Source organism: Streptomyces sp. NPDC001480, assembly GCF_042894725.1.
In the GTDB taxonomy this organism is placed as follows: Bacteria; Actinomycetota; Actinomycetes; order Streptomycetales; family Streptomycetaceae; genus Streptomyces.
Window position 1 is genome coordinate 21,841 of sequence record NZ_JBIAVX010000027.1, and the last position, 26,589, is coordinate 48,429.

Below are 26,589 nucleotides of genomic sequence, written 5' to 3' on the forward strand. Positions count from 1 at the left end.
CCGAAGTCGTACGGGCCCCTCAGAGCTACCAGGCAGAGTCCTGCCGGGTCAGTTCAAGATCACTTGTTGATCTTGGTGACCTGGCCGGCGCCCACGGTCCGGCCACCCTCACGGATGGCGAACTTCAGGCCCTCTTCCATGGCGACGGGCTGGATGAGCTCCACCTTCATCTCGGTGTTGTCACCCGGCATGACCATCTCGGTGCCCTCGGGGAGGGTCACGACGCCGGTCACGTCCGTCGTACGGAAGTAGAACTGCGGACGGTAGTTGTTGAAGAACGGCGTGTGGCGGCCACCCTCGTCCTTGGAGAGGATGTAGGCCTGGGCCTCGAACTCGGTGTGCGGGGTGACCGAGCCCGGCTTGATGATGACCTGGCCGCGCTCGACGTCCTCGCGCTTGATGCCGCGGAGCAGCAGACCGACGTTCTCACCGGCCTGGCCCTCGTCGAGCAGCTTGCGGAACATCTCGATGCCGGTGACCGTGGTGGTGGTCTTCTCGGTCTTGATGCCGATGATGTCGACGGTCTCGTTGACCTTGAGGACACCACGCTCGATACGGCCGGTGACGACCGTACCGCGACCGGTGATCGTGAAGACGTCCTCGATCGGCATCAGGAACGGCTTGTCGACGTCGCGCTCCGGCTCCGGGATCGCGGTGTCGACGGCGTTCATGAGGTCCAGGACGGACTGCGTCCACTCCTTGTCGCCCTCGAGCGCCTTCAGAGCGGAGACCTTGACGACCGGCAGGTCGTCGCCCGGGAACTCGTACTCGGAGAGGAGCTCACGGACCTCGAGCTCGACGAGCTCCAGGATCTCCTCGTCGTCCACCATGTCGGCCTTGTTCAGGGCGACGACGATGTACGGAACGCCGACCTGGCGGGCCAGGAGCACGTGCTCCTTGGTCTGCGGCATCGGGCCGTCGGTCGCGGCGACCACCAGGATCGCGCCGTCCATCTGGGCGGCACCGGTGATCATGTTCTTGATGTAGTCCGCGTGACCCGGGCAGTCGACGTGGGCGTAGTGACGCGCCTCGGTCTGGTACTCGACGTGCGCGATGGAGATGGTGATACCGCGCTGGCGCTCCTCGGGCGCCTTGTCGATGTTGTCGAACGGGGTGGCCTCGTTCAGCTCCGGGTACGCGTCGTGCAGCACCTTGGTAATGGCGGCCGTGAGGGTCGTCTTACCGTGGTCGATGTGACCGATGGTGCCGATGTTGACGTGCGGCTTAGTCCGCTCGAACTTCGCCTTCGCCACTGGGGTCCTCCTGTGGAGTGGTTCTGTACGCCTTACTTCATCGGCGCCAGGTGATCTTTGCTGGATGTCCCGGAACCCGGGGCATTCATCCTCGGAATGCGGCTGAATGCCCCTTGAGGCTCCGGAGTCAAGCCTACGGCGTGTAAACGGAGAGTGTTACTCGCCCTTGGCCTTCGCGATGATCTCCTCGGCGACGTTCCGCGGAACCTCGGCGTAGGAGTCGAACTGCATCGAGTAGCTTGCGCGACCCGACGTCTTGCTGCGGAGGTCGCCGACGTAGCCGAACATCTCCGACAGGGGCACGAGGCCCTTCACGACGCGGGCACCAGCCCGCTCCTCCATGGCCTGGATCTGACCACGGCGGGAGTTGATGTCGCCGATGACCTCGCCCATGTAGTCCTCGGGCGTGGTGACCTCGACGGCCATCATCGGCTCGAGCAGCACGGGGCTGGCCTTGCGCGCGGCCTCCTTGAAGGCCTGCGAACCGGCGATCTTGAAGGCGAGCTCGGAGGAGTCGACCTCGTGGTAGCCACCGTCGATGAGCGTGACGCGGACGCCCGTCATCTCGTAGCCGGCGAGGATGCCGAACTGCATGGCCTCCTGCGCACCGGCGTCGACCGAAGGGATGTACTCCTTCGGGATACGGCCACCGGTCACCTTGTTCACGAACTCGTACGAGGCGTCGCCGCCCTCGATGGGCTCGATCGCGATCTGCACCTTGGCGAACTGACCGGTACCACCGGTCTGCTTCTTGTGGGTGTAGTCCACGCGCTCGACGGCCTTGCGGATCGTCTCGCGGTACGCGACCTGCGGCTTGCCGACGTTGGCCTCGACCTTGAACTCACGGCGCATACGGTCGACCAGCACCTCGAGGTGCAGCTCGCCCATACCACCGATGATGGTCTGGCCGGTCTCCTCGTTGGTGTGCACCTGGAAGGAGGGGTCCTCCTCGGCCAGACGCTGGATCGCGACGCCCAGCTTCTCCTGGTCGCCCTTCGACTTGGGCTCGATGGCGACCTGGATGACCGGCGCTGGGAAGTCCATGGACTCCAGGATCACCGGGGCCTTGTCGTCGCACAGCGTCTCACCGGTCGTGGTCTGCTTCAGACCCATGACGGCGATGATGTCGCCGGCGCCCACCGCGTCGATCTCCTCACGCTTGTTCGCGTGCATGCGGTAGATCTTGCCGATGCGCTCCTTCTTGCCCTTGACGGAGTTCAGCACCGAGGTGCCGGACTCCAGGCGGCCCGAGTAGACCCGGACGAAGGTGAGCTTGCCGAGGTGCGGGTCGCTCATGATCTTGAACGCCAGCGCGGACAGCGGCTCGTCCTCGGACGGCTTGCGCTTGACGACCGTCTCCGGGTCCTTCACGTCGTGGCCCTCGATGGCCTCGACGTCCAGGGGGGAGGGGAGGTAGCGCACGACCGCGTCGAGCAGGGGCTGGACGCCCTTGTTCTTGAACGCGGTGCCGCAGAACACCGGGGTGACCGTGGTGTCCTTGGACTTGCCGGACGCGATGGTGATACGACGGATCGCGGCGTACAGCTGCTCCACGGTGGGCTCGGTGCCCTCCAGGTACAGCTCCATGATCTCTTCGTCGTTCTCGGCCACGGCCTCGAGCAGCTTGCCGCGGTACTCCTCGGCAGCCTCGGCGTGCGTGTCCGGGATGTCGACGGTGTCGTACATCTCGCCCTTGGTGGCCTCGGCGGACCAGACCAGGGCCTTCATCGTCACGAGGTCGACGACGCCCTTGAAGTCGGCCTCGGCACCGATCGGGAGCTGCATCACGATCGGCTGAGCGCCGAGGCGGTCAGAGATCATGTCGACGCAGCGGTGGAACTCGGCACCGGTCCGGTCGAGCTTGTTGACGAAGCAGATACGCGGAACGCCGTAGCGGTCCGCCTGACGCCACACGGTCTCGGACTGGGGCTCAACGCCGGCGACGCCGTCGAACACCGTCACGGCACCGTCGAGCACGCGCAGGGAACGCTCCACCTCGACGGTGAAGTCGACGTGGCCCGGCGTGTCGATGATGTTGATGGTGTGGTCGACGTCTTCGAGCGGCCAGTGACAGGTGGTGGCAGCAGAGGTGATCGTGATGCCACGCTCCTGCTCCTGCTCCATCCAGTCCATGGTGGCAGCGCCGTCGTGGACCTCACCGATCTTGTACGACACACCGGTGTAGAACAGGATCCGCTCGGTGGTGGTCGTCTTGCCCGCGTCGATGTGGGCCATGATCCCGATGTTGCGGACCTTGGCCAGGTCAAGTGAAGTGGTAGCCATAAGGCTTCAGTCTTCTCTCGGTCTCGATGTGGGTAGCGACTACCAGCGGTAGTGCGCGAAGGCCTTGTTGGACTCGGCCATCTTGTGCGTGTCCTCGCGCTTCTTCACAGCGGCACCGAGGCCGTTGGAGGCGTCGAGAAGCTCGTTGAGCAGACGCTCGGTCATGGTCTTCTCGCGACGGGCGCGGGAGTAACCGACGAGCCAGCGCAGCGCGAGCGTGTTGGCACGACCGGGCTTGACCTCGATCGGAACCTGGTACGTCGCACCACCGACACGGCGGGACTTGACCTCGAGGGTCGGCTTGATGTTCTCCAGTGCGCGCTTCAGCGTGATGATCGGGTCGTTGCCCGTCTTCTCACGCAGACCCTCCATGGCGCCGTAGACGATGCGCTCGGCGGTGGAGCGCTTGCCGTTCAGCAGCACCTTGTTGATGAGGGAGGTCACCAGAGGAGAACCGTAGACCGGGTCGATGATGACCGGGCGCTTCGGGGCAGGGCCCTTACGAGGCATTCTTACTTCTCCTTCTTGGCGCCGTAACGGCTGCGAGCCTGCTTGCGGTTCTTGACACCCTGGGTGTCGAGCGAACCGCGGATGATCTTGTAGCGAACACCCGGCAGGTCCTTCACACGGCCGCCGCGCACGAGCACGATGGAGTGCTCCTGCAGGTTGTGTCCCTCACCCGGAATGTAAGCGGTGACCTCGATCCCGCTGGTCAGACGCACACGCGCGACCTTACGCAGGGCCGAGTTCGGCTTCTTCGGGGTGGTCGTGAACACACGCGTGCAGACGCCGCGACGCTGAGGGGAACCCTCGAGTGCGGGCGTCTTGTTCTTCTCGACCTTGTCCTGCCGGCCCTTGCGGACCAGCTGCTGGATCGTAGGCACTACTTCTCCGGTTTCTGTGTGCCGAATGGTGAAGCTAACCTGGAACGTCGCCGACCCACGCGGTCGGGTGTGTCGAATCCGGCAGACTCTCGCCGCGAGGCGAAAAGGGCGCAGATTACGGTGGCCGGTCACGGCTCGCTATGCGGTTTGAAGGCACGCACGAGAGCCAGGGCACACCCCAGGCACAAGGTCTGAGCGTACCTACCGCAACGACTTCGGTCAAAACAAATGGAGTGCACCTCGACACGCCGGGTTCCCCGCCCACCATGCTCTGATTCACCCCAGTTGTCCCGGGCACCGGAATGATCTTCCGCCAATGGCCGGTTCGCGCTCTTCCACGCTCCGCGTCCGCGCGCTTTCTGTACGTTGATCCGTCCGTCGCGGGTAGCGGGTATTCGGGGGCCGAACATGACGACGTGGACACCGGCGTACTCGCCGGACGACGGTGGTCTGGACGACCGCGTGCCGTTCCTGGCCCGGCTGGAGAGCGAGGACCGCTCGGGGCTGCTGGCCCTCGGCCGGACCCTGGACTTCGCCCCCCGCACGGTACTGATCCGGCAGCACGAGCCCTCGGCGCACGTGCTGTTCCTGGTCACCGGCTGGACGAAGGTGACCGCGTCGGCGGCCAACGGCTACGAGGCCCTGCTGGCGCTGCGTGGCCCCGGTGACGTCGTCGGCGAGTCGGCCGCGCTGACCGGGCGCTCCCGGTCGGCGACGGTCACCGCGCTGGAGCGGGTGCGGGCGGTGGCGGTGGACCGCGAGCGCTTCCGGGACTTCCTGGGCCACTCCCCCGCCGTCTCCTTCGCCCTGCTCGGTCTCACCGCGGACCGCACCCGCGCGGCCGACCGGCGCCGGCTGGAGTTCGCGTCGCTGAGCGTGCGGGAGCGGTTCGCGATCCTGCTCCTCGACCTGGCCCGCACCCACGGCCGCCGGACGCCGGCGGGCATCGAGCTCGCCGTACCACTGAGCAAACAGGAACTCGCCGGTTCGGTGGGCGCCTCCCGCGAGATGGTCCAGCGCCTGCTGAAGGAGCTGCGCGACAAGGAAGCCGTCGCCACGGGCCGCCGCACGATGCTGATCATGCGCCCGGACATCCTCCGCCGCATCGCGGCGACCGATCCGGCGGCGGGCATCCCGTCACCACCGGGGCCGAGAGAGCACTGACCGGACACAGGCACCTCGTTCCACCCCCGTCACGCCCGCCCCATTACATCTTCTGTGTATCCCGTCACACTCCGAATGGGTCATCCGCCCTCACAGCAACGCCTCGGTGGCCAGCAGGCTTCTGGTCTGCCCGGCCGACCCCCGAGAGGCGACGATGACCGACCCCGTGATCCGGACGATCCTGCTGCTGGACATCGAGAGGTTCAGCGACCGGGACGACGTGGAGCAGGCCTACCTGCGGCGGATGCTGTACGACATCACCGACCGCACGCTGGAGAGCGCGGGCATCGACGAGACCCGGCGGCTGCGGGCCGACCGCGGTGACTCGGTGATGGAGCTGGTCGACGCGGGCGCCCCGGTGACCGCGCTGCTGCGGGCCCTGCTCACCGAGGTGCCGGCCCAGCTGCGCACGGTCAACCGCATGGCGTCCCGCTCCGCGCAGATCCGGCTGCGCGGCGTACTGGCCACCGGCTGGGTGGCCGTCGACGAGCACGACGGCTGGGTCGGCTCCGACCTCAACCACGCCTGCCGCCTGCTGGACGCGGACGTGCTGCGGGCCGCCCTGCGCGAGCGCACCGGCGACTTCGCCCTGTGCGTCTCCAGCGCGCTGTACGAGGGCGTCGTACGCCACGACCATCCCGGCATCACGGCCGCCGACTTCCACCGGGTCACCGTGGCCAGCAAGAACGGCCCGTTGACGGCGTGGCTGCACGGACCGGTGCCGGTCGCCGGCCGAGGGGCCGGGGCCGCGGAAGACGCGACGGACCACCGTGGAACGGGGGAGGGGGAGGCGCCGGGCGGATCGGGGGACCGCCCGGCGCCGCGGGTGCCCATGCAGGGTGGGCCCCCCGAGGACCGCCCGGCGCCGGAAGGACATCGGGGAGCCCCGGCGCCGGGTGCGGTCTTCAACTTCAACGGCGGCGCGCCGTCCTTCGGCGGCAGCCTCGTCGCGGGCGACCAGCACGGCGTCAGCGGCGGCACCGTCACCGGCGACGTCAGCCTGGGCGGCCACGAGCGGAGTGAGCGCGCTTGAGCACCCCGGAGCAGCCGGAGAGCGGCAGACCGGCCCCCGGGACCGCTCCCGAGGCCGGTGAGTCACCCGCCCCTGACGAGGAGCGGCCGCGCCCCGCCGAGACCGACGAGGAACGCGACCAGCCGCAGGACGCCTGGGCCGCCCGGCGCGACCTGATCGACCACAGCCCGCGCACCATGAACGTCGGCGACCGGTCCCGCTTCGGCGGCGGCCTGGCGGGCGGCGACCAGCACGCCGTGAGCGGCGGCCGGGTCACCGGCGACGTCATCATGGGCAGCAAGACCGAGTACCACTTCGCGATACCCGGCCTCTCCGCGCCCGCCTCCGCGTCCGGCGAGGTGCCGCCGGTCACCCTGGAGCGCCTGGCGCGGACCTTCGTCGCCGACGAGGAGGTCATGGCCGGCCTGCTCGAACGGCTGCGCCGCGACCGCGTGCTGGTCCTGTCCGGCGCCCGCTTCACCGGCCGGCGCACCGCCGCCCTGATGCTGCTGCACCGCCTGGGCGCGGCCCCGGTGCGGACCCTGGTCCGCGACACCGATCCGAGCGCGCTCGCCGAGCGGTTCACCGGGGAGGACCAGGCCCGCGGCTACGTCCTGTGCGACCTCGCCACCCGCCGCGACCGCCCGCTGCGCGAGCCGCACCTGCTGGCCGCCAGGGACCGCCTCGCCGAGCGGGACGCCTACCTGGTCGTCACCCTCGGCCCGAGTGCCGTACTGGAGGACGTGGCGGCTGTCGAGTGGCGGCCGCCCGTCGCCGGCGAGGTACTCGGCGCGCACCTGCGCACCCGTACCGACGAGGTGACCGCCGAGAAGCTGCTCGGGCTCACGGCTGTGACCGAATTCCTGGCGCGGGGGCACCAGTTGCGCGAGGTCACCGCGTTCGCGCACGTCCTCGGCCGGTACGCGGCCGGGCAGGAGTCCGAGTCGGCCGTCGCCGACTTCTCGCTGGTCTCCCTGGAGAACCAGGTCCACGAGTGGTTCGAGGAGGACGAGAGCGCGATCCACCTGCGGGACAAGGCGTTCCTCGTCGCCCTGGCCGCCTTCGACGGCGGCCCCTACGCGCTCACCGCCGAACTGAGCGACCTGCTCTACCGCTTCCTCCAGGAGACCGAGAACCCCTCCCGCGTCCCGGAGGTCCCGGTCTTCGGCACGCACGTCGGCAAGCGGCTCCAACTCGCCCGCGCCGAGCGGTTCGAGGACGACGAGCACACCGAGTGGGGCCCGGTGACCCAGCAGAAGGCGAGGTTCCGCGACGAGCGGGCCTCCCTCGTCCTGCTGCGCGAGGTGTGGACCGGCCACCCGTCCGCCCGGCCCGCCCTCATCAACTGGCTGCGCCGGCTCGCCGACGACGGCCGTCCGCTGGTGCGCACCCGCGCCGCCTCCACCGTCGCCGTCCTCGCCCGCACCGACCTGCCCTCGGCGATGGCTCTGGTCATCGAACCCTGGGCGACCTCCAAGCGGTTCCGGCAGCGGCTCGTCGCGGTCAACGCGCTCACCCTCGCCCACCTCATCGACACACCCAACATCCCGCGCATCCTCGACGCCTGGTGCGAGGGCGACGACGCGCGGCTGCGCTGGGTGGCCGTGCGGTCGTACGGACTCATCGGCCCGGAGCGCCCGGAACAGGCGCTGGCCGCGCTGCGCGGCGCGGTACGGCGGCTGTACGAGGACGGGCCCGGTGACCTCGACGAGTCGATGGCCGGCGAACTCGCCGAGGCCGTCGAGCTGTTGCTGCTGTCCCCGGCCAGCGAGCGGGTCCTCGCCGAACTGCGCGGCCACCTCGACGACGACCGTGCGGTCCGCGACCTCACTCTCGCCGGCTTCGTGGGCGCCTGCCGCCGCAAGGAGGGCGACGAGCGCTACGGCACCCCGCTGGTCCTCGCCTGGTACGCCCGCGCGGCGACCGCCGGGGACGCCCCGGTGCGGGACATCCCGTACCTGTGGCGGGCCGCGCTCGCCGACCCGGGCTCCACCCGGCCGGCGCTCGACGTGCTGCGCGAGTGGGTGCTGATCGCCGACCGCTCCTCCGCCACCGAGTGGGCACTGGCCGCCCTGCTGCCCACGCTCGTCACCACATCCGCCGAGCACCAGCGGCTGAGTCATCTGCTGCGCACCATGCCCGGCGAGGACGGCAAGCCCCCGCCCTCGGTGGCGGCCCGCCTGCTGACCACGCTTCCCAACCGCTGATCCACGTCGCCACCACGCCCGCGCCCGGCCGCGGGGCCGCCCCAGGAGATCCGCCCATGCCCACCTTCCGCCAGCCCGAGTGGCAACAGCAGGCCGACCGGCACTCGCAACTGGTCGACCCGGTCCTGACCGTGCGCCAGCTCTCCCGCTTCGAGTTCAACCTCAAGTCGTACGTCCGCATCGACAACGCCCTGGTCTTCTCCACCTTCCAGGGCGAGTACAAGGCGTACCTGCCCCCGCTGCGGCCGACGCGGCCCGAGATCGTGGCGAACCGCTACACGGCCGTGTACGAGGTCGACATGGGTGTGCACCGGCACACCTCCGATCTGCTGCTGCCCAGCGACAACGACGCGCTCGAGTTCACCGCCGAGGTCGACCTGGACTGGCAGGTGCTGGACCCGGCCCGGTTCGTGTCCACCGGTCACCGGGACGTGCCCGCGCTGCTGCTGGGCGAACTCCAGCAGGCGGCGCGGCCGGTGACCCGCCGGTTCGCCGTGACCGACAGCGCGGCGGCGGAGGCGGAGCTGCTGGAGCGGATGCGGTTGCTGGGCCCGCTGGGCGCCACCGCCGGTCTTCAGGTCACCTGGACGCTGCGGGTGCGTCGGGACCAGGCCAACATCGAGCACGAGCTGCGCAAGCAGGCCATCGGGCACTCTGCCGACGAGCAGATCCTCGCGGCGCACCGGGGCATGGACATCGACGTGGCGGTCGACCTTCGGGGCCGGCAGCAGGACGCGCTACAGATCGAGCGGGCCATGGCGTACGGCCAGCAGCAGCAGGTCTACCTGCTCCAGCAGCAGCAGTGGCAGCACCAGCAGGCGCTGCTGGCGGGGCAGCAGCAGATGGAGTTGCAGCGGCTGGAAGCCGAGAAGATCAACTTCTACCAGTACCACCTCCAGCAGGGCGGCGTGCACGCCTGGGCGCTGCACCTGGCCCAGCACCCCGAGGACTCCGGGCTCGTCATGAACAGCATGCGCGAGGACCAACTGCGCATGATCCAGGCGCAGATGGAGCTGGTGAAGCAGCTGATGGCCGGTGACGCGGCGGAGAACTGGGAGCTGGAGGGTCCCAAGCAGCTGGCCTTGCGCACGGTCAGCGACATCCTCAACCAGCGCCTGCCGGGGGTACCGCAGACGGCTCCGCCGCTGGCAGCGGGCGAGGGGCCGGTCTACCCCCAGGCCCCCGCGGAGGGAGCGCAACAGCCCGCGGCGCCGGGGGCGCCCGACCCGGCCGGCTTCCCCGGCCCGTACGGCACTCCCGGCATGCCGCCCGCCCCGGGCCCGTACGGGACACCCGCCGCGCCGCCCGGCCCGGGCCAGTACGGAGTGCCCGTTCCGGGCCCGTACGCCGCGCCTTCGTTCCCGGGCGCTCCGCCTGCCGCGGGGGCGTTCCCTCCGCCCTCGCCTGCCGCGGGCGCCTTCCCCCCGCCTTCGCCTGCCGCGGGGGCCTTTCCTCCCGCTTCGCCGGCAGCACCGCCGACCGCACACCCGGCCGCCCCGGCACCGGACCCGCAGCCGCCCGTCGCCGCCCCCGCGGGCACCCCCGCAGCCGTGCCCGCTCCTCCGCCTTCACCTGCCGCGGGCGCCTTCCCTCCGCCGTCGCCGGCAGCACCGCCGACCGCCCCTCCGACGGCACCGCCGGCCGTCTCCTCGACCGCACCCCCGGCCGCCCCGGCACCGGACCCGCAACCGCCCGTCGCCACCGCCGCGGGCACCCCCGCAGCCGTGCCCGCTCCCCCGCCCGCGCCAGCCGCCTGGGAGCCGCCGCCCGGATACGGGAGTGCTCCGACCCAGCCCGGCGAGGACCCGGAGGACGACGGCTCATGACCAGCCCCGGCCCGGGCCCCGCGCCCACCGTGCCGCCGCCGGATCCTCCCTCCCCGGCCGACCTCGTCCCCTTGTGCGAACGGCTCCTCACCGAGCTGCGCAACGAGGTCGCCCGGGCCGACAGCAAGGCGTCCGTGCTGGTCGCGGCGCTGGGCATGACCGCGGGCGTGTTCAGCGGCCTGCTGGCCGGGCGGAACTGGACGCCCTCGGAGCTGTCGAGCCCGGCCACGGCGCTGTGGTGGACCGGCACCCTGGCGCTCGGCCTGTCGCTCTTCGCCCTGCTGCTCGCCGTCCTGCCCCGCTTCCGTTCCGGGACATGGGAGCCGGGCCGCCCGCTGTCGTACTTCGGCGACATCCGGCAGGCCGTCCGGGCGGGCCGGCTGGAGGAAGCGCTCGCGGACACCCGGCGCGACCCGACGACCGGGCTGACGGGCGCCCTCACCGAGATGAGCCGTATCGCCGCGCGCAAGCACCAGTGGATCCGTACCGGCCTGATCGCCTTCTGCACCGGCACGGTCCTGCTGCCCGCCTCCCTGCTGATCGGCTGACCCACCACTCCCCACAGCACACCGCACACCGCTCAAGAAGCACGAACGTAAGGAACGACCATGACCCAGCCGCCGCCCTCCCCGTCGGAGTACCCGGGACACCCGTCCCAGCCGCAGTACCCGCAGGCCGCGCCCCACTACCCGCAAGCCGCCCCGCAGTACCCCCAGGCGACGCCCCAGTACCCGCAACAGGCAGCCCCGCAGTACCCGACGCAATACCCGGCGTCGTCCGCCCCCATACCGCCCCAGTACCCGCAAGCCCCGCAGTACCCGTTCACCCCTCCCAACGCCTCGCCGACCGCACCACCGACAACACCGTCGGCCGCACCGGCCCCGCCGGCCTCGGAGGATCCGTCCCACCCGCACCACATCAGCACCGACGCCCGCCGTGTCCACATCTCCAGCCACCAGCGCCACACGGACGCCACGGCGATCGGTGCCCTGCTGCTCTACCTGCCGAACTTCCTGTGCAGCCTCTGCGTCGTCGGCCTGATCTCCGCCTTCTTCGGCGGGCTCGCGTTCGTCGTGATCCTGCTCTGGCTCGCCAGCGGCGCACTCGTGTTCCACCGCCCCACGGAAAGCGCCCTCGCGCGCCGTCTGCTCGGTTTGCGCTACCCCACTCCACAAGAACGAGCCAAACTCGAACCGGTCTGGCGGGAAGTCACGGCCCGCGCCGGCGTCGAGGGCCGCAACTACGAACTGTGGGTCGAGGACAGCGACGCCCTGAACGCGGTCGCCGCGGCCGGCCACATCGTCGGCGTCACCCGGTTCGCCATGAACAACCTCCCCAACGGCGAACTCGCCGCCGTACTGGCGCACGAGCTGGGCCACCACGTCGGCGGCCACGCCTGGTCGGGGCTGCTCGGCTACTGGTACGCGCTGCCCGGCCGCATCGCCTGGCGGGTCCTGAAGGCCGTCTCCTCCGTCGCCTTCCACGTCTCCAAGGCCTTCGGCTGCTTCGGCGTCGCCTTCGTCGTCCTGGGCGTCGGCGGCCTCGCCATGGCGACCATCAGCACGCTGTACGGTCTGCCGCTGCTGATCCTCGGCGTGCCGTACGCGCTCGCCGCCGTCGGCCGCCGCTCCGAGCTGCGCGCCGACGAACACGCGGCCGCGCTCGGGTTCGCGCCCATGCTGGTCGGCGTACTGCACAAGCTGCACCAGCAGGAGGAGCAGGAGAAGGCCGCGGTCACCGCGCTCAACGGCGGCGTCCCCGTCGAGGAGAGCGCCCTGGCCAAGCTGCTGTCCTCGCACCCGGACCTCCACACGCGGCTGCACCATCTCCAGCCGTACCTCCAGCAGTACGGCTGACGCACCCGCGCAGGACCCCCGGGCAAGCCGAAGGGCGGCCACCCCGTAACGGGATGGCCGCCCTTCATGCTGCTCGCTTACTGGTTGTACGGACCGTAGTCGTAGTCCTCCAGCGGAACGGCCTGGCCGGAGCCCGTGCCGAACGGCGAGTAGTCGATGTCGTCGTAGCCGACGGCCGAGTACATCGCGGCCTTGGCCTCCTCGGTCGGCTCGACCCGGATGTTGCGGTAGCGGGACAGGCCCGTACCGGCCGGGATGAGCTTACCGATGATGACGTTCTCCTTGAGGCCGATCAGGGAGTCGGACTTGGCGTTGATCGCCGCGTCCGTGAGGACCCTGGTCGTCTCCTGGAAGGACGCCGCCGACAGCCAGGACTCGGTCGCCAGCGAGGCCTTGGTGATACCCATGAGCTGCGGACGACCGGAGGCCGGGTGACCGCCCTCCTGGACCACACGACGGTTCTCGTGCTCGAACTTCGAGCGCTCGACCAGCTCGCCGGGCAGCAGCTCGGCGTCGCCGGACTCGATGATCGTCACACGGCGCAGCATCTGCCGGATGATGATCTCGATGTGCTTGTCGTGGATCGACACACCCTGCGAGTTGTACACCTTCTGGACCTCGCCGACCAGGTGGACCTGGACGGCACGCTGACCCAGGATGCGCAGCACGTCGTGCGGGTTGGTGGCACCCACGGTGAGCTTCTGGCCCACCTGGACGTGCTCGCCCTCGCTGACCAGGAGTCGGGCGCGCTTCGAGATCGGGAACGCCGTCTCGTCGCTGCCGTCGTCCGGCGTGATGACGATCTTCTTGGTCTTCTCGGTCTCCTCGATCCGCACGCGGCCCTGGGCCTCGGAGATCGGGGCGACACCCTTCGGGGTACGGGCCTCGAAGAGCTCGACGACACGCGGCAGACCCTGGGTGATGTCGTCACCGGCCACACCACCGGTGTGGAAGGTACGCATCGTCAGCTGGGTACCGGGCTCACCGATGGACTGGGCGGCGATGATGCCGACCGCCTCACCGATGTCGACCAGCTTGCCGGTGGCCAGCGAACGGCCGTAGCACATCGCGCAGGTGCCGACGGCGGACTCGCAGGTCAGGACCGAGCGGGTCTTGACCTCCGCGACGCCACGGGCCACGAGCTCCTCGATGAGGACGTCACCGAGGTCGGTGCCGGCCGGGGCCAGGACCTGACCGTCGACCACGATGTCCTCGGCGAGGCAGCGCGCGTACACGGACGTCTCGACGTTCTCCGCCTTGCGCAGCACGCCGTCCGCGCCGACCTCCGCGATCTGGAGCTTGAGGCCGCGCTCGGTGCCGCAGTCCTCCTCGCGGATGATGACGTCCTGGGAGACGTCGACCAGACGACGGGTGAGGTAACCCGAGTCGGCGGTACGCAGAGCGGTGTCCGCCAGACCCTTACGGGCACCGTGCGTGGAGATGAAGTACTCCAGCACGGACAGACCCTCACGGAACGAGGCCTTGATGGGCCGCGGGATCGTCTCGTTCTTCGCGTTCGACACCAGACCACGCATACCGGCGATCTGACGCATCTGCATCATGTTGCCTCGTGCACCCGAGTTCACCATCATGAAGATCGGGTTGGTCTTCGGGAAGTTGTCGTTCATCGCCTCGGCGACCTCGTTGGTCGCCTTGGTCCAGATCGCGATGAGCTCCTGCGTGCGCTCGTCCTTGGTGATCAGACCGCGCTCGTACTGCTTCTGGACCTTCTCGTCCTGCGCCTCGTAGCCCTTGACGATCTCCTTCTTCGCCTCGGGAACGACGACGTCGGAGATGGCGACGGTGACGCCGGAACGGGTGGCCCAGTAGAAGCCGGCCGCCTTCAGGTTGTCGAGCGTCGCCGCCACGATGACCTTCGGGTAGCGCTCGGCGAGGTCGTTGACGATCTCGGAGAGCTGCTTCTTGCCGACCTCGTAGTCGACGAACGGGTAGTCCTCGGGCAGCAGCTCGTTGAAGAGCGCACGGCCGAGCGTGGTCCTCAGACGGAACGGGTCGCCCTGCTGCCACTCGCCCGCGGAGCCGTTGTCGGCCGCGGCGCCCTCCTCGCGGGCCGGCGGGGTCCAGCCGCGCGGCGGGATGGTGCCCACCGGGAAGCGGATGTCGACCGGCGCCTGGAGCGAGAGCTCCCCGGCGTCGAACGCCATGATCGCCTCGGCGACGGCCGCGAAGGAGCGGCCCTCACCCTTGACGTCGCGGCCCTCCGCGTCGGTGGTGAGGAAGAACGTACCGAGGACCATGTCCTGGGTCGGCATCGTCACCGGACGGCCGTCGGCGGGCTTGAGGATGTTGTTCGAGGACAGCATCAGGATGCGGGCCTCGGCCTGCGCCTCCGCGGACAGCGGCAGGTGCACGGCCATCTGGTCACCGTCGAAGTCCGCGTTGAACGCGGTGCACACGAGCGGGTGGATCTGGATGGCCTTGCCCTCGACCAGCTGCGGCTCGAAGGCCTGGATGCCGAGGCGGTGCAGGGTGGGAGCACGGTTCAGCAGAACCGGGTGCTCGGCGATGACCTCTTCGAGGACGTCGTACACGACCGTACGGCCGCGCTCCACCATGCGCTTCGCCGACTTGATGTTCTGCGCGTGGTTCAGGTCGACCAGGCGCTTCATCACGAACGGCTTGAAGAGCTCCAGCGCCATCGCCTTGGGCAGACCGCACTGGTGCAGCTTCAGCTGCGGACCGACGACGATCACGGAACGCGCGGAGTAGTCCACACGCTTACCGAGCAGGTTCTGACGGAAGCGGCCCTGCTTACCCTTCAGCATGTCGCTGAGGGACTTCAGCGGACGGTTGCCGGGGCCCGTGACCGGGCGGCCACGACGGCCGTTGTCGAACAGCGCGTCGACGGCCTCCTGGAGCATGCGCTTCTCGTTGTTCACGATGATCTCGGGCGCACCGAGGTCGAGAAGGCGCTTCAGTCGGTTGTTGCGGTTGATCACACGGCGGTACAGGTCGTTCAGGTCGGAGGTCGCGAAGCGGCCACCGTCCAGCTGCACCATCGGACGCAGGTCCGGCGGGATGACCGGCACGCAGTCCAGCACCATGCCCTTGGGGCTGTTGCTGGTCTGGAGGAACGCGGAGACGACCTTCAGGCGCTTGAGCGCACGGGTCTTCTTCTGGCCCTTGCCGGTACGGATGATCTCGCGGAGCTTCTCGGCCTCCTCGTCGAGGTCGAAGGACTCCAGGCGCTTCTGCAGCGCCGCGGCACCCATCGAGCCGTCGAAGTACGTGCCGAAGCGGTCACGCAGCTCGCGGTAGAGCAGCTCGTCGCCCTCGAGGTCCTGGACCTTGAGGTTCTTGAAGCGGGTCCACACCTCGTCGAGGCGGTCGATCTCGCGCTGCGAACGGTCGCGCAGCTGCTTCATCTCACGCTCGGCACCCTCGCGCACCTTGCGGCGCACGTCAGCCTTGGCGCCCTCGGCCTCCAGCTCGGCCAGGTCGCTTTCCAGCTTCTTGGCGCGGGCCTCCAGGTCGGCGTCCCGGCGGTTCTCGATCTGCTGGCGCTCCACGGAGACGTGCGCCTCCAGGGAGGGCAGGTCGCGGGTGCGGCGCTCCTCGTCGACGTACGTGATCATGTACGCGGCGAAGTAGATGACCTTCTCGAGGTCCTTGGGAGCCAGGTCGAGCAGGTAGCCCAGCCGGCTGGGGACACCCTTGAAGTACCAGATGTGCGTGACGGGCGCGGCGAGCTCGATGTGGCCCATCCGCTCACGGCGCACCTTGGCGCGCGTGACCTCGACGCCACAGCGCTCACAGATGATGCCCTTGAAGCGGACGCGCTTGTACTTGCCGCAGTAGCACTCCCAGTCCCGGGTGGGGCCGAAGATCTTCTCGCAGAAGAGCCCGTCCTTTTCCGGCTTGAGGGTGCGGTAGTTGATGGTCTCGGGCTTCTTGACCTCGCCGTGGCTCCACTGACGGATGTCGTCAGCGGTGGCCAGGCCGATCCGGAGCTCGTCGAAGAAGTTGACGTCGAGCACTATGCGTCAATCCCTCTCAGGGTCGTAAGTCTTTGGTCTGAAACGGGGGCCTGGGGGTCGGCGGGGCCCTTGTGGATCAGGGCCCCGCCGGACTCCCGTCAGACCTCTTCGACGCTGCTCGGCTCGCGCCGGGACAGGTCGATGCCGAGCTCCTCCGCAGCGCGGAAGACATCCTCGTCGGTGTCACGCATTTCGATGGACATACCGTCGCTGGACAGCACCTCCACGTTCAGGCAGAGCGACTGCATCTCCTTGATGAGCACCTTGAAGGACTCGGGGATGCCGGGCTCGGGGATGTTCTCGCCCTTGACGATGGCCTCGTAGACCTTCACGCGGCCGGTGACGTCGTCGGACTTGATGGTCAGCAGCTCCTGGAGGGCGTACGCGGCGCCGTATGCCTCCAGCGCCCACACCTCCATCTCGCCGAACCGCTGGCCACCGAACTGGGCCTTACCACCCAGCGGCTGCTGGGTGATCATCGAGTACGGGCCGGTCGAACGGGCGTGCAGCTTGTCGTCGACCAGGTGGTGCAGCTTCAGGATGTACATGTAGCCGACCGAGATCGGGTCCGGGAACGGCTCACCGCTACGGCCGTCGAACAGCCGCGCCTTGCCGGACGGGAGCACCATGCGCTCGCCGTCGCGGTTCGGGATGGTGTGCTGGAGCAGACCCGCCAGCTCGTCCTCGCGGGCGCCGTCGAAGACCGGGGTGGCGACGTTGGTGCCCGGCTGGACACTGTCGGCGCCGATGGCCTGGAGGCGCTGCGCCCACTCGTCGGCGAGACCGGAGACGTCCCAGCCGCGGCTGGCGAGCCAGCCGAGGTGGATCTCCAGCACCTGTCCCGGGTTCATTCGGGACGGCACACCGAGCGGGTTGAGGATGATGTCGACCGGGGTCCCGTCCTCGAGGAACGGCATGTCCTCGATGGGCAGGATCTTGGAGATGACACCCTTGTTGCCGTGGCGGCCGGCGAGCTTGTCACCGTCGGTGATCTTGCGCTTCTGCGCGACGTAGACGCGCACCAGCTGGTTCACACCGGGGGGAAGCTCGTCGCCCTCCTCGCGGTCGAAGACGCGCACGCCGATGACCTTGCCGGTCTCGCCGTGCGGCACCTTCAGCGAGGTGTCACGGACCTCACGGGCCTTCTCACCGAAGATCGCGCGGAGCAGGCGCTCCTCGGGGGTCAGCTCGGTCTCGCCCTTCGGGGTCACCTTGCCGACGAGGATGTCGCCGGCGATGACCTCGGCGCCGATGCGGATGATGCCGCGCTCGTCGAGGTCGGCGAGGACCTCCTCGGAGACGTTCGGGATGTCCCGGGTGATCTCCTCGGGGCCGAGCTTGGTGTCACGGGCGTCGACCTCGTGCTCCTCGATGTGGATCGAGGAGAGGACGTCGTCCTGCACGAGGCGCTGCGACAGGATGATCGCGTCCTCGTAGTTGTGACCCTCCCACGGCATGAACGCCACGAGCAGGTTCTTGCCCAGCGCCATCTCGCCGTGCTGGGTGGCCGGACCGTCGGCGAGGACCTGGCCCTCGATGATCCGGTCGCCCTCGTTGACGATGACCTTCTGGTTGACCGAGGTGCCCTGGTTGGAGCGGGCGAACTTGGCCAGGCGGTACGTGATGTACGTGCCGTCGTCGTTGGCCGTGGTGATGTAGTCCGCGGAGACCTCCTGGACCACACCCGCCTTCTCGGCCTTGACCACGTCGCCGGCGTCGACGGCGGAGCGGTACTCCATGCCGGTGCCGACGAGCGGGGACTCGGACTTAATCAGCGGCACGGCCTGACGCATCATGTTCGCGCCCATGAGGGCACGGTTGGCGTCGTCGTGCTCGAGGAAGGGGATCATGGCGGTCGCGACCGACACCATCTGGCGCGGCGAGACGTCCATGTAGTCCACGTCGTCACCGGCGACGTAGTCGACCTCGCCACCACGACGGCGGACCAGGACGCGGTTCTCGGTGAACCGCAGGTCGTCGTTGAGGGTGGCGTTGGCCTGCGCGATGACGAACCGGTCCTCTTCGTCGGCGGTCAGGTAGTCCACCTCGTCGGTGACCTGGCCGTCGACGACCTTGCGGTACGGGGTCTCGACGAAACCGAACGCGTTGACCCGGCCGTACGAGGCGAGCGAGCCGATCAGACCGATGTTCGGGCCTTCAGGCGTCTCGATCGGGCACATGCGGCCGTAGTGCGAGGGGTGCACGTCACGGACCTCGAAGCCGGCCCGCTCACGGGAGAGACCACCCGGGCCGAGCGCGGACAGACGACGCTTGTGCGTCAGCCCGGACAGCGGGTTGTTCTGGTCCATGAACTGGGACAGCTGGCTGGTGCCGAAGAACTCCTTGATGGAGGCGACGACCGGCCGGATGTTGATCAGGGTCTGCGGCGTGATCGCCTCGACGTCCTGCGTGGTCATGCGCTCACGCACGACGCGCTCCATACGCGCCAGACCCGTACGGACCTGGTTCTGGATGAGCTCGCCGACGCTGCGCAGACGACGGTTGCCGAAGTGGTCGATGTCGTCGGTCTCGACGACGATCGTCTGACCGTTGTCGGCGCTCGTCTCGGTCTCGCCGGCGTGCAGCTTCACCAGGTACTTGATCGTCGAGATGACGTCCTCGACGGTCAGGACACCCGCGTCGAGCGGGGCGTCCGCACCCAGCTTCTTGTTGACCTTGTAGCGGCCGACCTTGGCGAGGTCGTAGCGCTTGGGGTTGAAGTAGAGGTTCTCAAGGAGCGTCTGCGCGGCCTCGCGCGTGGGGGGCTCGCCCGGGCGCAGCTTGCGGTAGATGTCGAGCAGCGCGTCGTCCTGGCCCTGGGTGTGGTCCTTCTCCAGGGTGGCGCGCATGGACTCGTACTCGCCGAACTCCTCGAGGATCTGCTCGGTCGTCCAGCCGAGCGCCTTCAGGAGGACGGTCACGGACTGCTTGCGCTTGCGGTCGATACGGACACCGACCATGTCGCGCTTGTCGATCTCCATCTCCAGCCAGGCACCCCGGGACGGGATGATCTTGGCGGAGAAGATGTCCTTGTCGGACGTCTTGTCGATGGAGGAGTCGAAGTAGACACCGGGGGAACGGACCAGCTGGGACACCACGACACGCTCAGTGCCGTTGATGACGAAAGTGCCCTTGTTCGTCATGAGCGGGAAGTCGCCCATGAAGACCGTCTGGGACTTGATCTCACCGGTCTCGTTGTTGGTGAACTCGGCGGTGACGAAGAGCGGGGCGGCGTACGTGAAGTCGCGCTCCTTGCACTCGTCGATGGAGTTCTTCGGCGGCTCGAAGCGGTGGTCCCGGAACGTCAGGGACATCGACCCGGAGAAGTCCTCGATCGGGGAGATCTCCTCGAAGATCTCCTCGAGGCCGGACTTGGTGGGGACGTCCTGACCGTTCTCCAGAGCCTCCTCGACCCGACTCTGCCAGGCGGTGTTGCCGAGCAGCCAGTCGAAGCTCTCGGTCTGCAGCGCGAGCAGGTTCGGAACCTCGAGAGGCTCCTTGATCTTTGCAAAGGAGATGCGCAGCGGGGCGGTGCTGGCGCCGTTGTTCGTATTCGCGGTCGAGGCGTTGCGCGAGGCGGCCAAGAGGGGGTCCTTCCGAGGGCTCGGACTCACTACGCGCGTACCGGCCCCTCTCCCGCGCACAGAGACAGACTGTTCCCGTTTGACCAAAAGGGCAGGTCGGGGAAGGTTTGTCGTCGATGTTCGGGCGAGGGCAGACCCCTGGTGACGGGCAGGGGACAGCTAACAGGCAGCGCAAAGGGTCAGTGTAGCCACTTGGCCCACTGATGTCCAGTGCGGGTTTCTTGAGACCCTCGCCGTGCTCACCGCTCTTCCCAACGCCCTCGGCATGCCTGCCCTCAACGCACGTTGATACTGCCCTCTTCGCCGTCGATCCATGCCTCGGATTCGGATCCTTGTGACGACGCGTCCTGAGAATTGCGCGCTGCGTGCGGTTCGTCAAGGCCCCCCTGGCCCGAACCGGGGTACCCGGGGACAAGACGAAGATCACCCTACCCCTCACCATCACAGGTGCAAGGTAACCGTGGCCGGACCCCGGAAACGCCGAAGAGCGACCACCCGGATGGATGATCGCTCTTCGGTGCGTGACCGTTACAGCCCTACGGGACCGTTTCGGCCGTCGCTACGGTCTTGCCGACCGCGGGGGTGTTACTTGACCTCGACGGAGGCGCCGGCGCCCTTGAGGGACTCGGCGGCCTTCTCGGCGGCGTCCTTGGCGACCTTCTCGAGAACGGGCTTCGGGGCGCCGTCCACGAGGTCCTTGGCCTCCTTCAGGCCCAGGGAGGTCAGCTCACGCACGACCTTGATGACCTGGATCTTCTTGTCACCGGCGCCGGTGAGGATGACGTCGAACTCGTCCTTCTCCTCAGCAGCCTCGGCGGGGGCGGCCGGGCCGGCCGGGCCCGCCACGGCGACCGCGGCGGCGGCGGTGACGTCGAACTTCTCCTCGAACGCCTTCACGAACTCGGAGAGCTCGATGAGGGTCATCTCCTCGAACTGCGCGAGCAGGTCTTCCTGGCTGAGCTTCGCCATGATGGGCGATCCTTCCACTAATTCGGCTGGTGCCGGATGTACATGAGTGGCGGGCGTACGTTGGCCCGCTGTGACCTCTGCCGCCTCATGCGGCCCAGGTCAGAAAGCGAGCCGAATTACTCGGCACCGCCCTGCTCGTCCTGCTTGGCGCGAAGGGCGTCCACGGTGCGGACGAGCTTCGAGGGAAGCGCCTGGAAGAGCTGCGCAGTCTGGGACTGCTTGCCCTTGAAGGCACCCGCCAGCTTGGAGAGCAGAACCTCGCGGGACTCGAGGTCCGCAAGCTTCTTGATCTCGTCGGCGGACAGCGCCTTGCCGTCAAGGACACCGCCCTTGATGACGAGATTCGGGTTGTCCTTGGCGAAGTCACGGAGACCCTTCGCCGACGTCACCGGGTCACCGGTGACGAAGGCGACAGCCGTCGGACCGTTGAACAGGTCGTCCAGCGTCGTGATCCCGGCCTCGTTGGCCGCAATCTTGGTCAGCGTGTTCTTCACCACGGCGTACTGGGCGTTCTCACCGAGCGACCGGCGCAGCGTCTTGAGCTGCGCCACGGTGAGACCGCGGTACTCGGTCAGCACGGCAGCGCTGGAGTTGCGGAACTGCTCCGTCAACTCGGCCACTGCGGCAGCCTTGTCGGGCCTCGCCATAGAGCCTCGGCCTCCTTCCGGGTGATTCTGACCGCGCGGACCCGAAGGAGGACTGGGGAAAACGAAACGCCCCGGCGCAGGCGCACGGGGCGGACTCGACCGGTCGCATGAGCGGGGACGCACCTGCTCCGGGAGTTCTTCCACTGTCACCTGCGCGGGTCGTCCGCATTTTCAGCGGATCCTTCGGCCACCGCGCCCTCCTGCGAGTGCACGGCAACGACCAGCGGTCTTTGGCTTCTGTAGGAGAGTACGTGAACGGGTCGTGCCCAAGCAAATCCGCCCGTACGGCCCGGCCGGTCTCTCCCCGCGTGGTCAGCCCCTGACCGGCTTGAGCCGCCCGGTGAGGTCCGAGGTGTCGGAGGCGGCCGGGGCCTCGACCGTCACCCGCCCGTCGTAGGCGAGGAAGGTGAGGGTGAGGTCGAGTTCGCCATGGTGGCCCCTGCCCCGCAGCCGCACCTGCCGGGCGCGGTCGTCGGGGCCGACCCACAGATCGAGGGTGAGCTCGTCCACGCCCATCGTCCGGTACGGCCTGAGGCTCTTGCCGGGCCTCACCTCGGCGTCGATCGCGTCGAGGCCTGCCGTGCCGGTGTAGTGGGTGGTGCGTACGCCGTCGACGGTCTCGGTGCCGGCGTCCTTCACGTGCTTCGCGGCGGTCAGGAAGGCGGCCTCCCGGGCCGGGTTCCGGCCCGCCTCGTCCCGCTCGTTCCTGGTGTTCAGGACGATGAAGTCGTCCAGCTTGCCGCGCTCCAGGGAGCCGTAGCAGATCCAGTGCCTGCCGTGCAGGGGCTTCCGGGCGGAGCCGTAGAGCACCCCGTCGACGAGCCGCAACTCGGTGGTGCCGGGGTGTGCTCCGCCGATCACCCGCGTCGTCACGCCACTGGCGTTCGCCTTGTAGGAGCCCACGGCCCGGATGCGGCCCTCCCCCGGTATGCGGCCGGTCGCCCGGTAGCGCAGGGAGGTGAGCCCGCCGGTCTTCTCGGCGGCCCGGGCGACGGCCGCGGCGGGCGTCGCCGGGGCCGCCGCCGGGTCGTCCCCCTGTGCGCACCCGGCGGCGCCTCCGGCCAGCAGGACGGCGAGTGCCGCGGCGCCCGCGGACGGTCTCACGGAGGGCCGTCAGGAGCTGGTGCCGGCGCCGCCCGCCACGGTCCCGGACCCGGTGGCAGTCCCGGTGGACTTCATGAGGTCCTTGAAGTCCTTGGTGTCACTGGCCGGGGGCTCCTCGGCGGTGACCTTCACGCCGTAGTCGGTGTAGTACGCCGTGCTGGTCATCGTGCCGGTCGCCATGTCCGCCTTCTCGGTCTTCTTGACCAGCAGATTCTGCTCGTTGACCCAGATGTCCACGGTGTCCGTGGTGACGCCCGCCTGGCTGAGCTGCTTCTTCAGGTCCGCGAGCTGGGAGGCGCTGAGGTTGCTGCTCTTGCCGGCGAGGTCGGCGACGTTCACCGTGCCCGCGTAGTGCGTGGTCTGCACACCGGCCACCTTCTCCTCGCCGACCTTCTTCACGTCGCCGGAGGCCAGCAGCATCTTCACCGACTGGTTCGGCGTGGTGTTCTGCATCTGGTCCTTGAGGTACGCGCCCGAGCCGCCGGCGAGCTTGGCGAGGTCGTCGTACGCGTACCTGATCCAGTGCTTGCCGCCGAACGACGCCGCGAACTTCTCGCTCATCTTCGCGTAGTAGGCGTCCGGCAGATAGCGGGCCTCCATCGACGACGTGCCGGCCTTGCGCATCGTGTCGGCCATCTGGCCGCCGGTGTACGTGATGGTGAGGTCGCCCCGCATGCCGTCGCCCCAGGAGAGGGCGCCGTCGGCCTTCATGGACATCAGTCCGGCGATGGTCGTGGTGGAGCGGACCTTGGCCGAGTCGGCCTTGTCCGTGGACTGCTCGGCGGAACGCAGGGCGGCGATGGGGCTGAGGTGTGTGACGCCGTTGCCGCCCGCCTTGTCGCCGGAGTTCCCCTTGTCGGTGCCGCAGGCGGCCACCCCGGTGAGCGCGGTCAGCACCGCGACGGAAAGGGTCACCCGGCGCACGGTCGTGCTCTTCATCTCGTCCCACCCCTAAGCGAGTTGTGTGCCAGCACCGTAACCCAGGCCACTGACAGTCGTGCGAAAGGTCGCACAAAGGAAGGACGGGCCCCGCACCTCGGAAGGTTGCGGGGCCCGCCCTTTTTTGTCGCGTCTCCGACGCGGCTACCGGGGTGAGCGCGAGGCTCAGACGGCGGCCGGGTCCTCCTCGACGAGGAGGTTACGGGTGCGGTTCGGGTCGACGGGGATGCCGGGGCCCATCGTGGTGGTGATGGCGGCCTTCTTGATGTAGCGACCCTTGGCGGCGGACGGCTTCAGACGGAGGATCTCCTCCAGCGCGGCGCCGTAGTTCTCCACCAGCTTGGCGTCGTCGAAGGACGACTTGCCGATGATGAAGTGCAGGTTCGAGTGCTTGTCGACGCGGAACTCGATCTTGCCGCCCTTGATGTCGGTGACGGCCTTGGCGACGTCGGGGGTGACGGTGCCGGTCTTGGGGTTCGGCATCAGACCACGCGGGCCGAGGACGCGGCCGAGGCGGCCGACCTTGCCCATGAGGTCCGGGGTGGCGACGACGGCGTCGAAGTCCAGACGGCCCTTCGAAACCTCGTCGATCAGCTCGTCGGAGCCGACGATGTCGGCGCCCGCGGCCTCCGCGGCCGCAGCACGGTCACCGGTCGCGAAGACCAGGACCCGGGCAGTCTTGCCGGTGCCGTGCGGCAGGTTCACGGTGCCACGGACCATCTGGTCGGCCTTGCGCGGGTCGACACCCAGACGGAAGGCGACCTCGACGGTGCCGTCGAACTTGGTCGTGGAGGTCTCCTTGGCGAGACGGACGGCCTCGAGCGGGGCGTACAGCTTCTCCCGGTCGACCTTGGCGTCCGCAGCGCGGAGGGCCTTGCTGCGCTTGCTCACAACTGCTCCTGTGTGTTCTGAAAGGAGTCGTGGTACGGGCCGAGCAGGCCCTGCCACGTGCGACCGGCTACGGCCGCATGACTGCTGGGGGTGGGGCTCAGCCCTCGACCGTGATGCCCATGGAACGGGCGGTGCCGGCGATGATCTTCGACGCGGCGTCCAGGTCGTTGGCGTTCAGGTCGGGCAGCTTGGTCTGGGCGATCTCGCGGACCTGCGCCTCGGTGATCTTGGCGACCTTGGTCTTGTGCGGCTCGCCGGAGCCCTTCTCCACACCAGCGGCCTTGAGGATCATCTTCGCGGCCGGCGGCGTCTTGGTCACGAAGGTGAAGGAACGGTCCTCGTAGACCGTGATCTCCACCGGGATGACCCAGCCGCGCTGCGACTCGGTCGCGGCGTTGTAGGCCTTGCAGAACTCCATGATGTTGACGCCGTGCTGACCCAGCGCCGGGCCGACCGGCGGGGCCGGGTTCGCCGCACCGGCGTTGATCTGGAGCTTGATGAGCCCCGTGACCTTCTTCTTCTTGGGAGGCATAGCTCTCCGGGTCCTTTCGGTTCGGGTCCTGCCCGCGCTCGGGGGACAACCCGGACGCAGGCATACCGCACAACGATAACGGGTATAGATGCGCGGCCAAAAACCGCGCAGGTCAGACGTCCGTCGAGCGTTCGCCTGACCTGCGCGGAAGCGGTGGGTCCAGAAAGAACTAGTTCTTCTGGATCTGGTCGAAGGAGAGCTCGACCGGCGTCTCGCGGCCGAAGATCTCCACCAGGCCCTTGACCTTCTTGGAGTCGGGGTTGATCTCGTTGATGGTCGCCTGGAGCGTGGCGAACGGGCCGTCGGTGACGGTGACCGAGTCGCCGACCTCGAAGTCCAGGACCTGGACCTCGACCTTGCGCTGCGGCGCCGGCTTGCCCTCGGCCTCGGCGGCCTCGCGGGCGGCCTTCTCCTCCGCCTCCGGGGCGAGCATCTTGACGATCTCGTCCAGGGTCAGCGGGTAGGGGTCGTAGGCGTTGCCGACGAAGCCGGTGACGCCCGGGGTGTTGCGGACGACGCCCCACGACTCGTTGGTCAGGTCCATGCGGACCAGGACGTAACCCGGCAGCTTGTTCTGCTTGATCGTCTTGCGGTCGCCGTTCTTGATCTGGACGACCTCTTCCTGCGGCACCTCGGCCTGGAAGATGTAGTCCTCGACGTTCAGCGAGACGGCCCGCTGCTCCAGGTTGGTCTTCACGCGGTTCTCGTAACCGGCGTAGGTGTGGATGACGTACCACTCGCCGGGCAGGGTGCGCAGTTCCTCGCGGAGGGCTTCGATCGGGTCGACGGGCTCGGCAGGCTCTTCCTCGGCCTCGTCAGCCACGGCCAGGGCGTCGGACTCGTCCTCGACGGACTCGTCGGACTCGTCCTCGACGTGCAGGGCGGATTCCTCGGCAGCCTCACCCAGCGCGGCTTCCGCAGCCTCGAACTCGTCCTGCTCATCCGCGCCCTCGACGATGTCGAGCTCGTCGTCCACCGTCTCGGCGGCACTCTCGCGAGGCTCGGTGGCGTCGTTCAGGTTCGGGTCAGACACGATGGCTGCTTCTTCCTGGATACATGGGGGTGGAACATGCGAAAACGGGCGCCGGTACCGCGGCGCCCTTCGCTCTTGGCTCAGCCGAAGACGTACTTGGCGGCGTGGTTGAGCCCATAGTCAATCACGGTCACCAGCGCGATCATGATGGCGACGAAGAAGATCACCACGGTGGTGTACGACGTCAGCTGGTTACGCGTCGGCCAGACGACCTTGCGGAGTTCCGCGATGATCTGGCGGTAGAAGGTACCGAGGCGCTTCAGCGGGCCCTTCTTGGCGCGCTTGCCACCCTTGCGGGCCTTCTTGGTCTCCTGCACCTCATCCTGGGCGTCAGGCGTGTCGATGGAGCCCACGGCGTCCGTCATTCGTCCTCACCTGATCCCGGGTCGTGGCCGTGCCGCGCCCGG

General features: G+C 68.6%; 19 protein-coding genes and 1 pseudogene. 6 read left to right on the forward strand and 14 right to left on the reverse strand.

Going from position 1 to position 26,589, the window contains the following annotated elements; all coding sequences use genetic code 11:
* Positions 1-59: 59 nt before the first annotated feature.
* The 4 genes from tuf to rpsL form a co-directional block, all read right to left on the reverse strand.
* Positions 60-1,253 (reverse strand): elongation factor Tu, encoded by a 1,194-nt coding sequence (gene tuf, locus ACFY01_RS41885; RefSeq protein WP_390741020.1) that lies wholly within the window; start codon positions 1,251-1,253, stop codon positions 60-62.
* Positions 1,254-1,409: 156 nt separating this feature from the next.
* Complete coding sequence (gene fusA, locus ACFY01_RS41890) at positions 1,410-3,536, reverse strand: elongation factor G (RefSeq protein ID WP_390741021.1); 2,127 nt, start codon at positions 3,534-3,536, stop codon at positions 1,410-1,412.
* Between the two features lie 39 nt (positions 3,537-3,575).
* Positions 3,576-4,046 (reverse strand): 30S ribosomal protein S7, encoded by a 471-nt coding sequence (rpsG, locus tag ACFY01_RS41895; protein ID WP_003992340.1) that lies wholly within the window; start codon positions 4,044-4,046, stop codon positions 3,576-3,578.
* 2 nt (positions 4,047-4,048) lie between these two features.
* Entirely contained in the window at positions 4,049-4,420 is a 372-nt protein-coding gene (gene rpsL, locus ACFY01_RS41900) for a 30S ribosomal protein S12 (RefSeq protein ID WP_003948652.1), read from the reverse strand.
* 408 nt (positions 4,421-4,828) lie between these two features.
* On the opposite strand from rpsL, the gene ACFY01_RS41905 reads away from it, so the two are divergent.
* The 6 genes and pseudogenes from ACFY01_RS41905 to ACFY01_RS41930 all read left to right on the forward strand — a co-directional run bounded on the left by ACFY01_RS41905 (position 4,829) and on the right by ACFY01_RS41930 (position 12,485).
* Positions 4,829-5,584: a Crp/Fnr family transcriptional regulator gene (locus tag ACFY01_RS41905; RefSeq protein WP_390741022.1), complete on the forward strand. Its 756-nt coding sequence runs from the start codon at positions 4,829-4,831 to the stop codon at positions 5,582-5,584.
* Between the two features lie 154 nt (positions 5,585-5,738).
* A pseudogene (locus ACFY01_RS41910) lies at positions 5,739-6,611 on the forward strand (hypothetical protein); the annotation flags it as partial.
* Between the two features lie 2 nt (positions 6,612-6,613).
* Entirely contained in the window at positions 6,614-8,803 is a 2,190-nt protein-coding gene (locus tag ACFY01_RS41915) for a hypothetical protein (RefSeq protein ID WP_390741023.1), read from the forward strand.
* A 56-nt stretch (positions 8,804-8,859) separates the two neighbouring features.
* Positions 8,860-10,629 carry a hypothetical protein gene (locus ACFY01_RS41920; protein ID WP_390741024.1) on the forward strand — a complete coding sequence of 590 codons (1,770 nt, stop codon included), beginning with the start codon at positions 8,860-8,862 and terminating at the stop codon, positions 10,627-10,629.
* Entirely contained in the window at positions 10,626-11,177 is a 552-nt protein-coding gene (locus ACFY01_RS41925) for a Pycsar system effector family protein (RefSeq protein WP_390741025.1), read from the forward strand. Before ACFY01_RS41920 ends, ACFY01_RS41925 begins: the two co-directional genes overlap by 4 nt.
* A gap of 60 nt (positions 11,178-11,237) precedes the next feature.
* Positions 11,238-12,485, forward strand: a complete 1,248-nt coding sequence (locus ACFY01_RS41930) for a M48 family metalloprotease (RefSeq protein WP_390741026.1) — start codon at positions 11,238-11,240, stop codon at positions 12,483-12,485.
* Between the two features lie 77 nt (positions 12,486-12,562).
* Here the strand turns inward: ACFY01_RS41930 and ACFY01_RS41935 are convergent, their stop codons facing one another.
* From ACFY01_RS41935 to secE, 10 genes are all read right to left on the reverse strand, one after another.
* Positions 12,563-16,483: a DNA-directed RNA polymerase subunit beta' gene (locus ACFY01_RS41935; RefSeq protein WP_390741027.1), complete on the reverse strand. Its 3,921-nt coding sequence runs from the start codon at positions 16,481-16,483 to the stop codon at positions 12,563-12,565.
* Positions 16,484-16,581: 98 nt separating this feature from the next.
* On the reverse strand, positions 16,582-20,067 hold the full coding sequence (gene rpoB / locus ACFY01_RS41940; RefSeq protein ID WP_132857193.1) for a DNA-directed RNA polymerase subunit beta: 3,486 nt from the start codon (positions 20,065-20,067) through the stop codon (positions 16,582-16,584).
* Positions 20,068-20,652: 585 nt separating this feature from the next.
* On the reverse strand, positions 20,653-21,036 hold the full coding sequence (gene rplL / locus ACFY01_RS41945) for a 50S ribosomal protein L7/L12 (RefSeq protein WP_030823471.1): 384 nt from the start codon (positions 21,034-21,036) through the stop codon (positions 20,653-20,655).
* Between the two features lie 116 nt (positions 21,037-21,152).
* On the reverse strand, positions 21,153-21,683 hold the full coding sequence (gene rplJ, locus ACFY01_RS41950) for a 50S ribosomal protein L10 (RefSeq protein WP_390741028.1): 531 nt from the start codon (positions 21,681-21,683) through the stop codon (positions 21,153-21,155).
* 312 nt (positions 21,684-21,995) lie between these two features.
* Positions 21,996-22,787, reverse strand: coding sequence for an LppX_LprAFG lipoprotein (locus ACFY01_RS41955; protein ID WP_390741029.1), 792 nt, complete (start codon positions 22,785-22,787; stop codon positions 21,996-21,998).
* A 9-nt stretch (positions 22,788-22,796) separates the two neighbouring features.
* Complete coding sequence (locus ACFY01_RS41960) at positions 22,797-23,726, reverse strand: hypothetical protein (RefSeq protein WP_390741030.1); 930 nt, start codon at positions 23,724-23,726, stop codon at positions 22,797-22,799.
* Positions 23,727-23,891: 165 nt separating this feature from the next.
* A complete protein-coding gene (gene rplA, locus ACFY01_RS41965; protein WP_390741031.1) occupies positions 23,892-24,617 on the reverse strand; it encodes a 50S ribosomal protein L1 in 726 nt (241 codons plus the stop codon).
* Between the two features lie 97 nt (positions 24,618-24,714).
* On the reverse strand, positions 24,715-25,149 hold the full coding sequence (gene rplK, locus ACFY01_RS41970) for a 50S ribosomal protein L11 (RefSeq protein WP_037858373.1): 435 nt from the start codon (positions 25,147-25,149) through the stop codon (positions 24,715-24,717).
* A gap of 169 nt (positions 25,150-25,318) precedes the next feature.
* Complete coding sequence (nusG, locus tag ACFY01_RS41975) at positions 25,319-26,182, reverse strand: transcription termination/antitermination protein NusG (RefSeq protein WP_390741032.1); 864 nt, start codon at positions 26,180-26,182, stop codon at positions 25,319-25,321.
* Positions 26,183-26,262: 80 nt separating this feature from the next.
* Positions 26,263-26,547, reverse strand: coding sequence for a preprotein translocase subunit SecE (gene secE / locus ACFY01_RS41980; protein WP_390741033.1), 285 nt, complete (start codon positions 26,545-26,547; stop codon positions 26,263-26,265).
* Positions 26,548-26,589 lie beyond the last annotated feature (42 nt).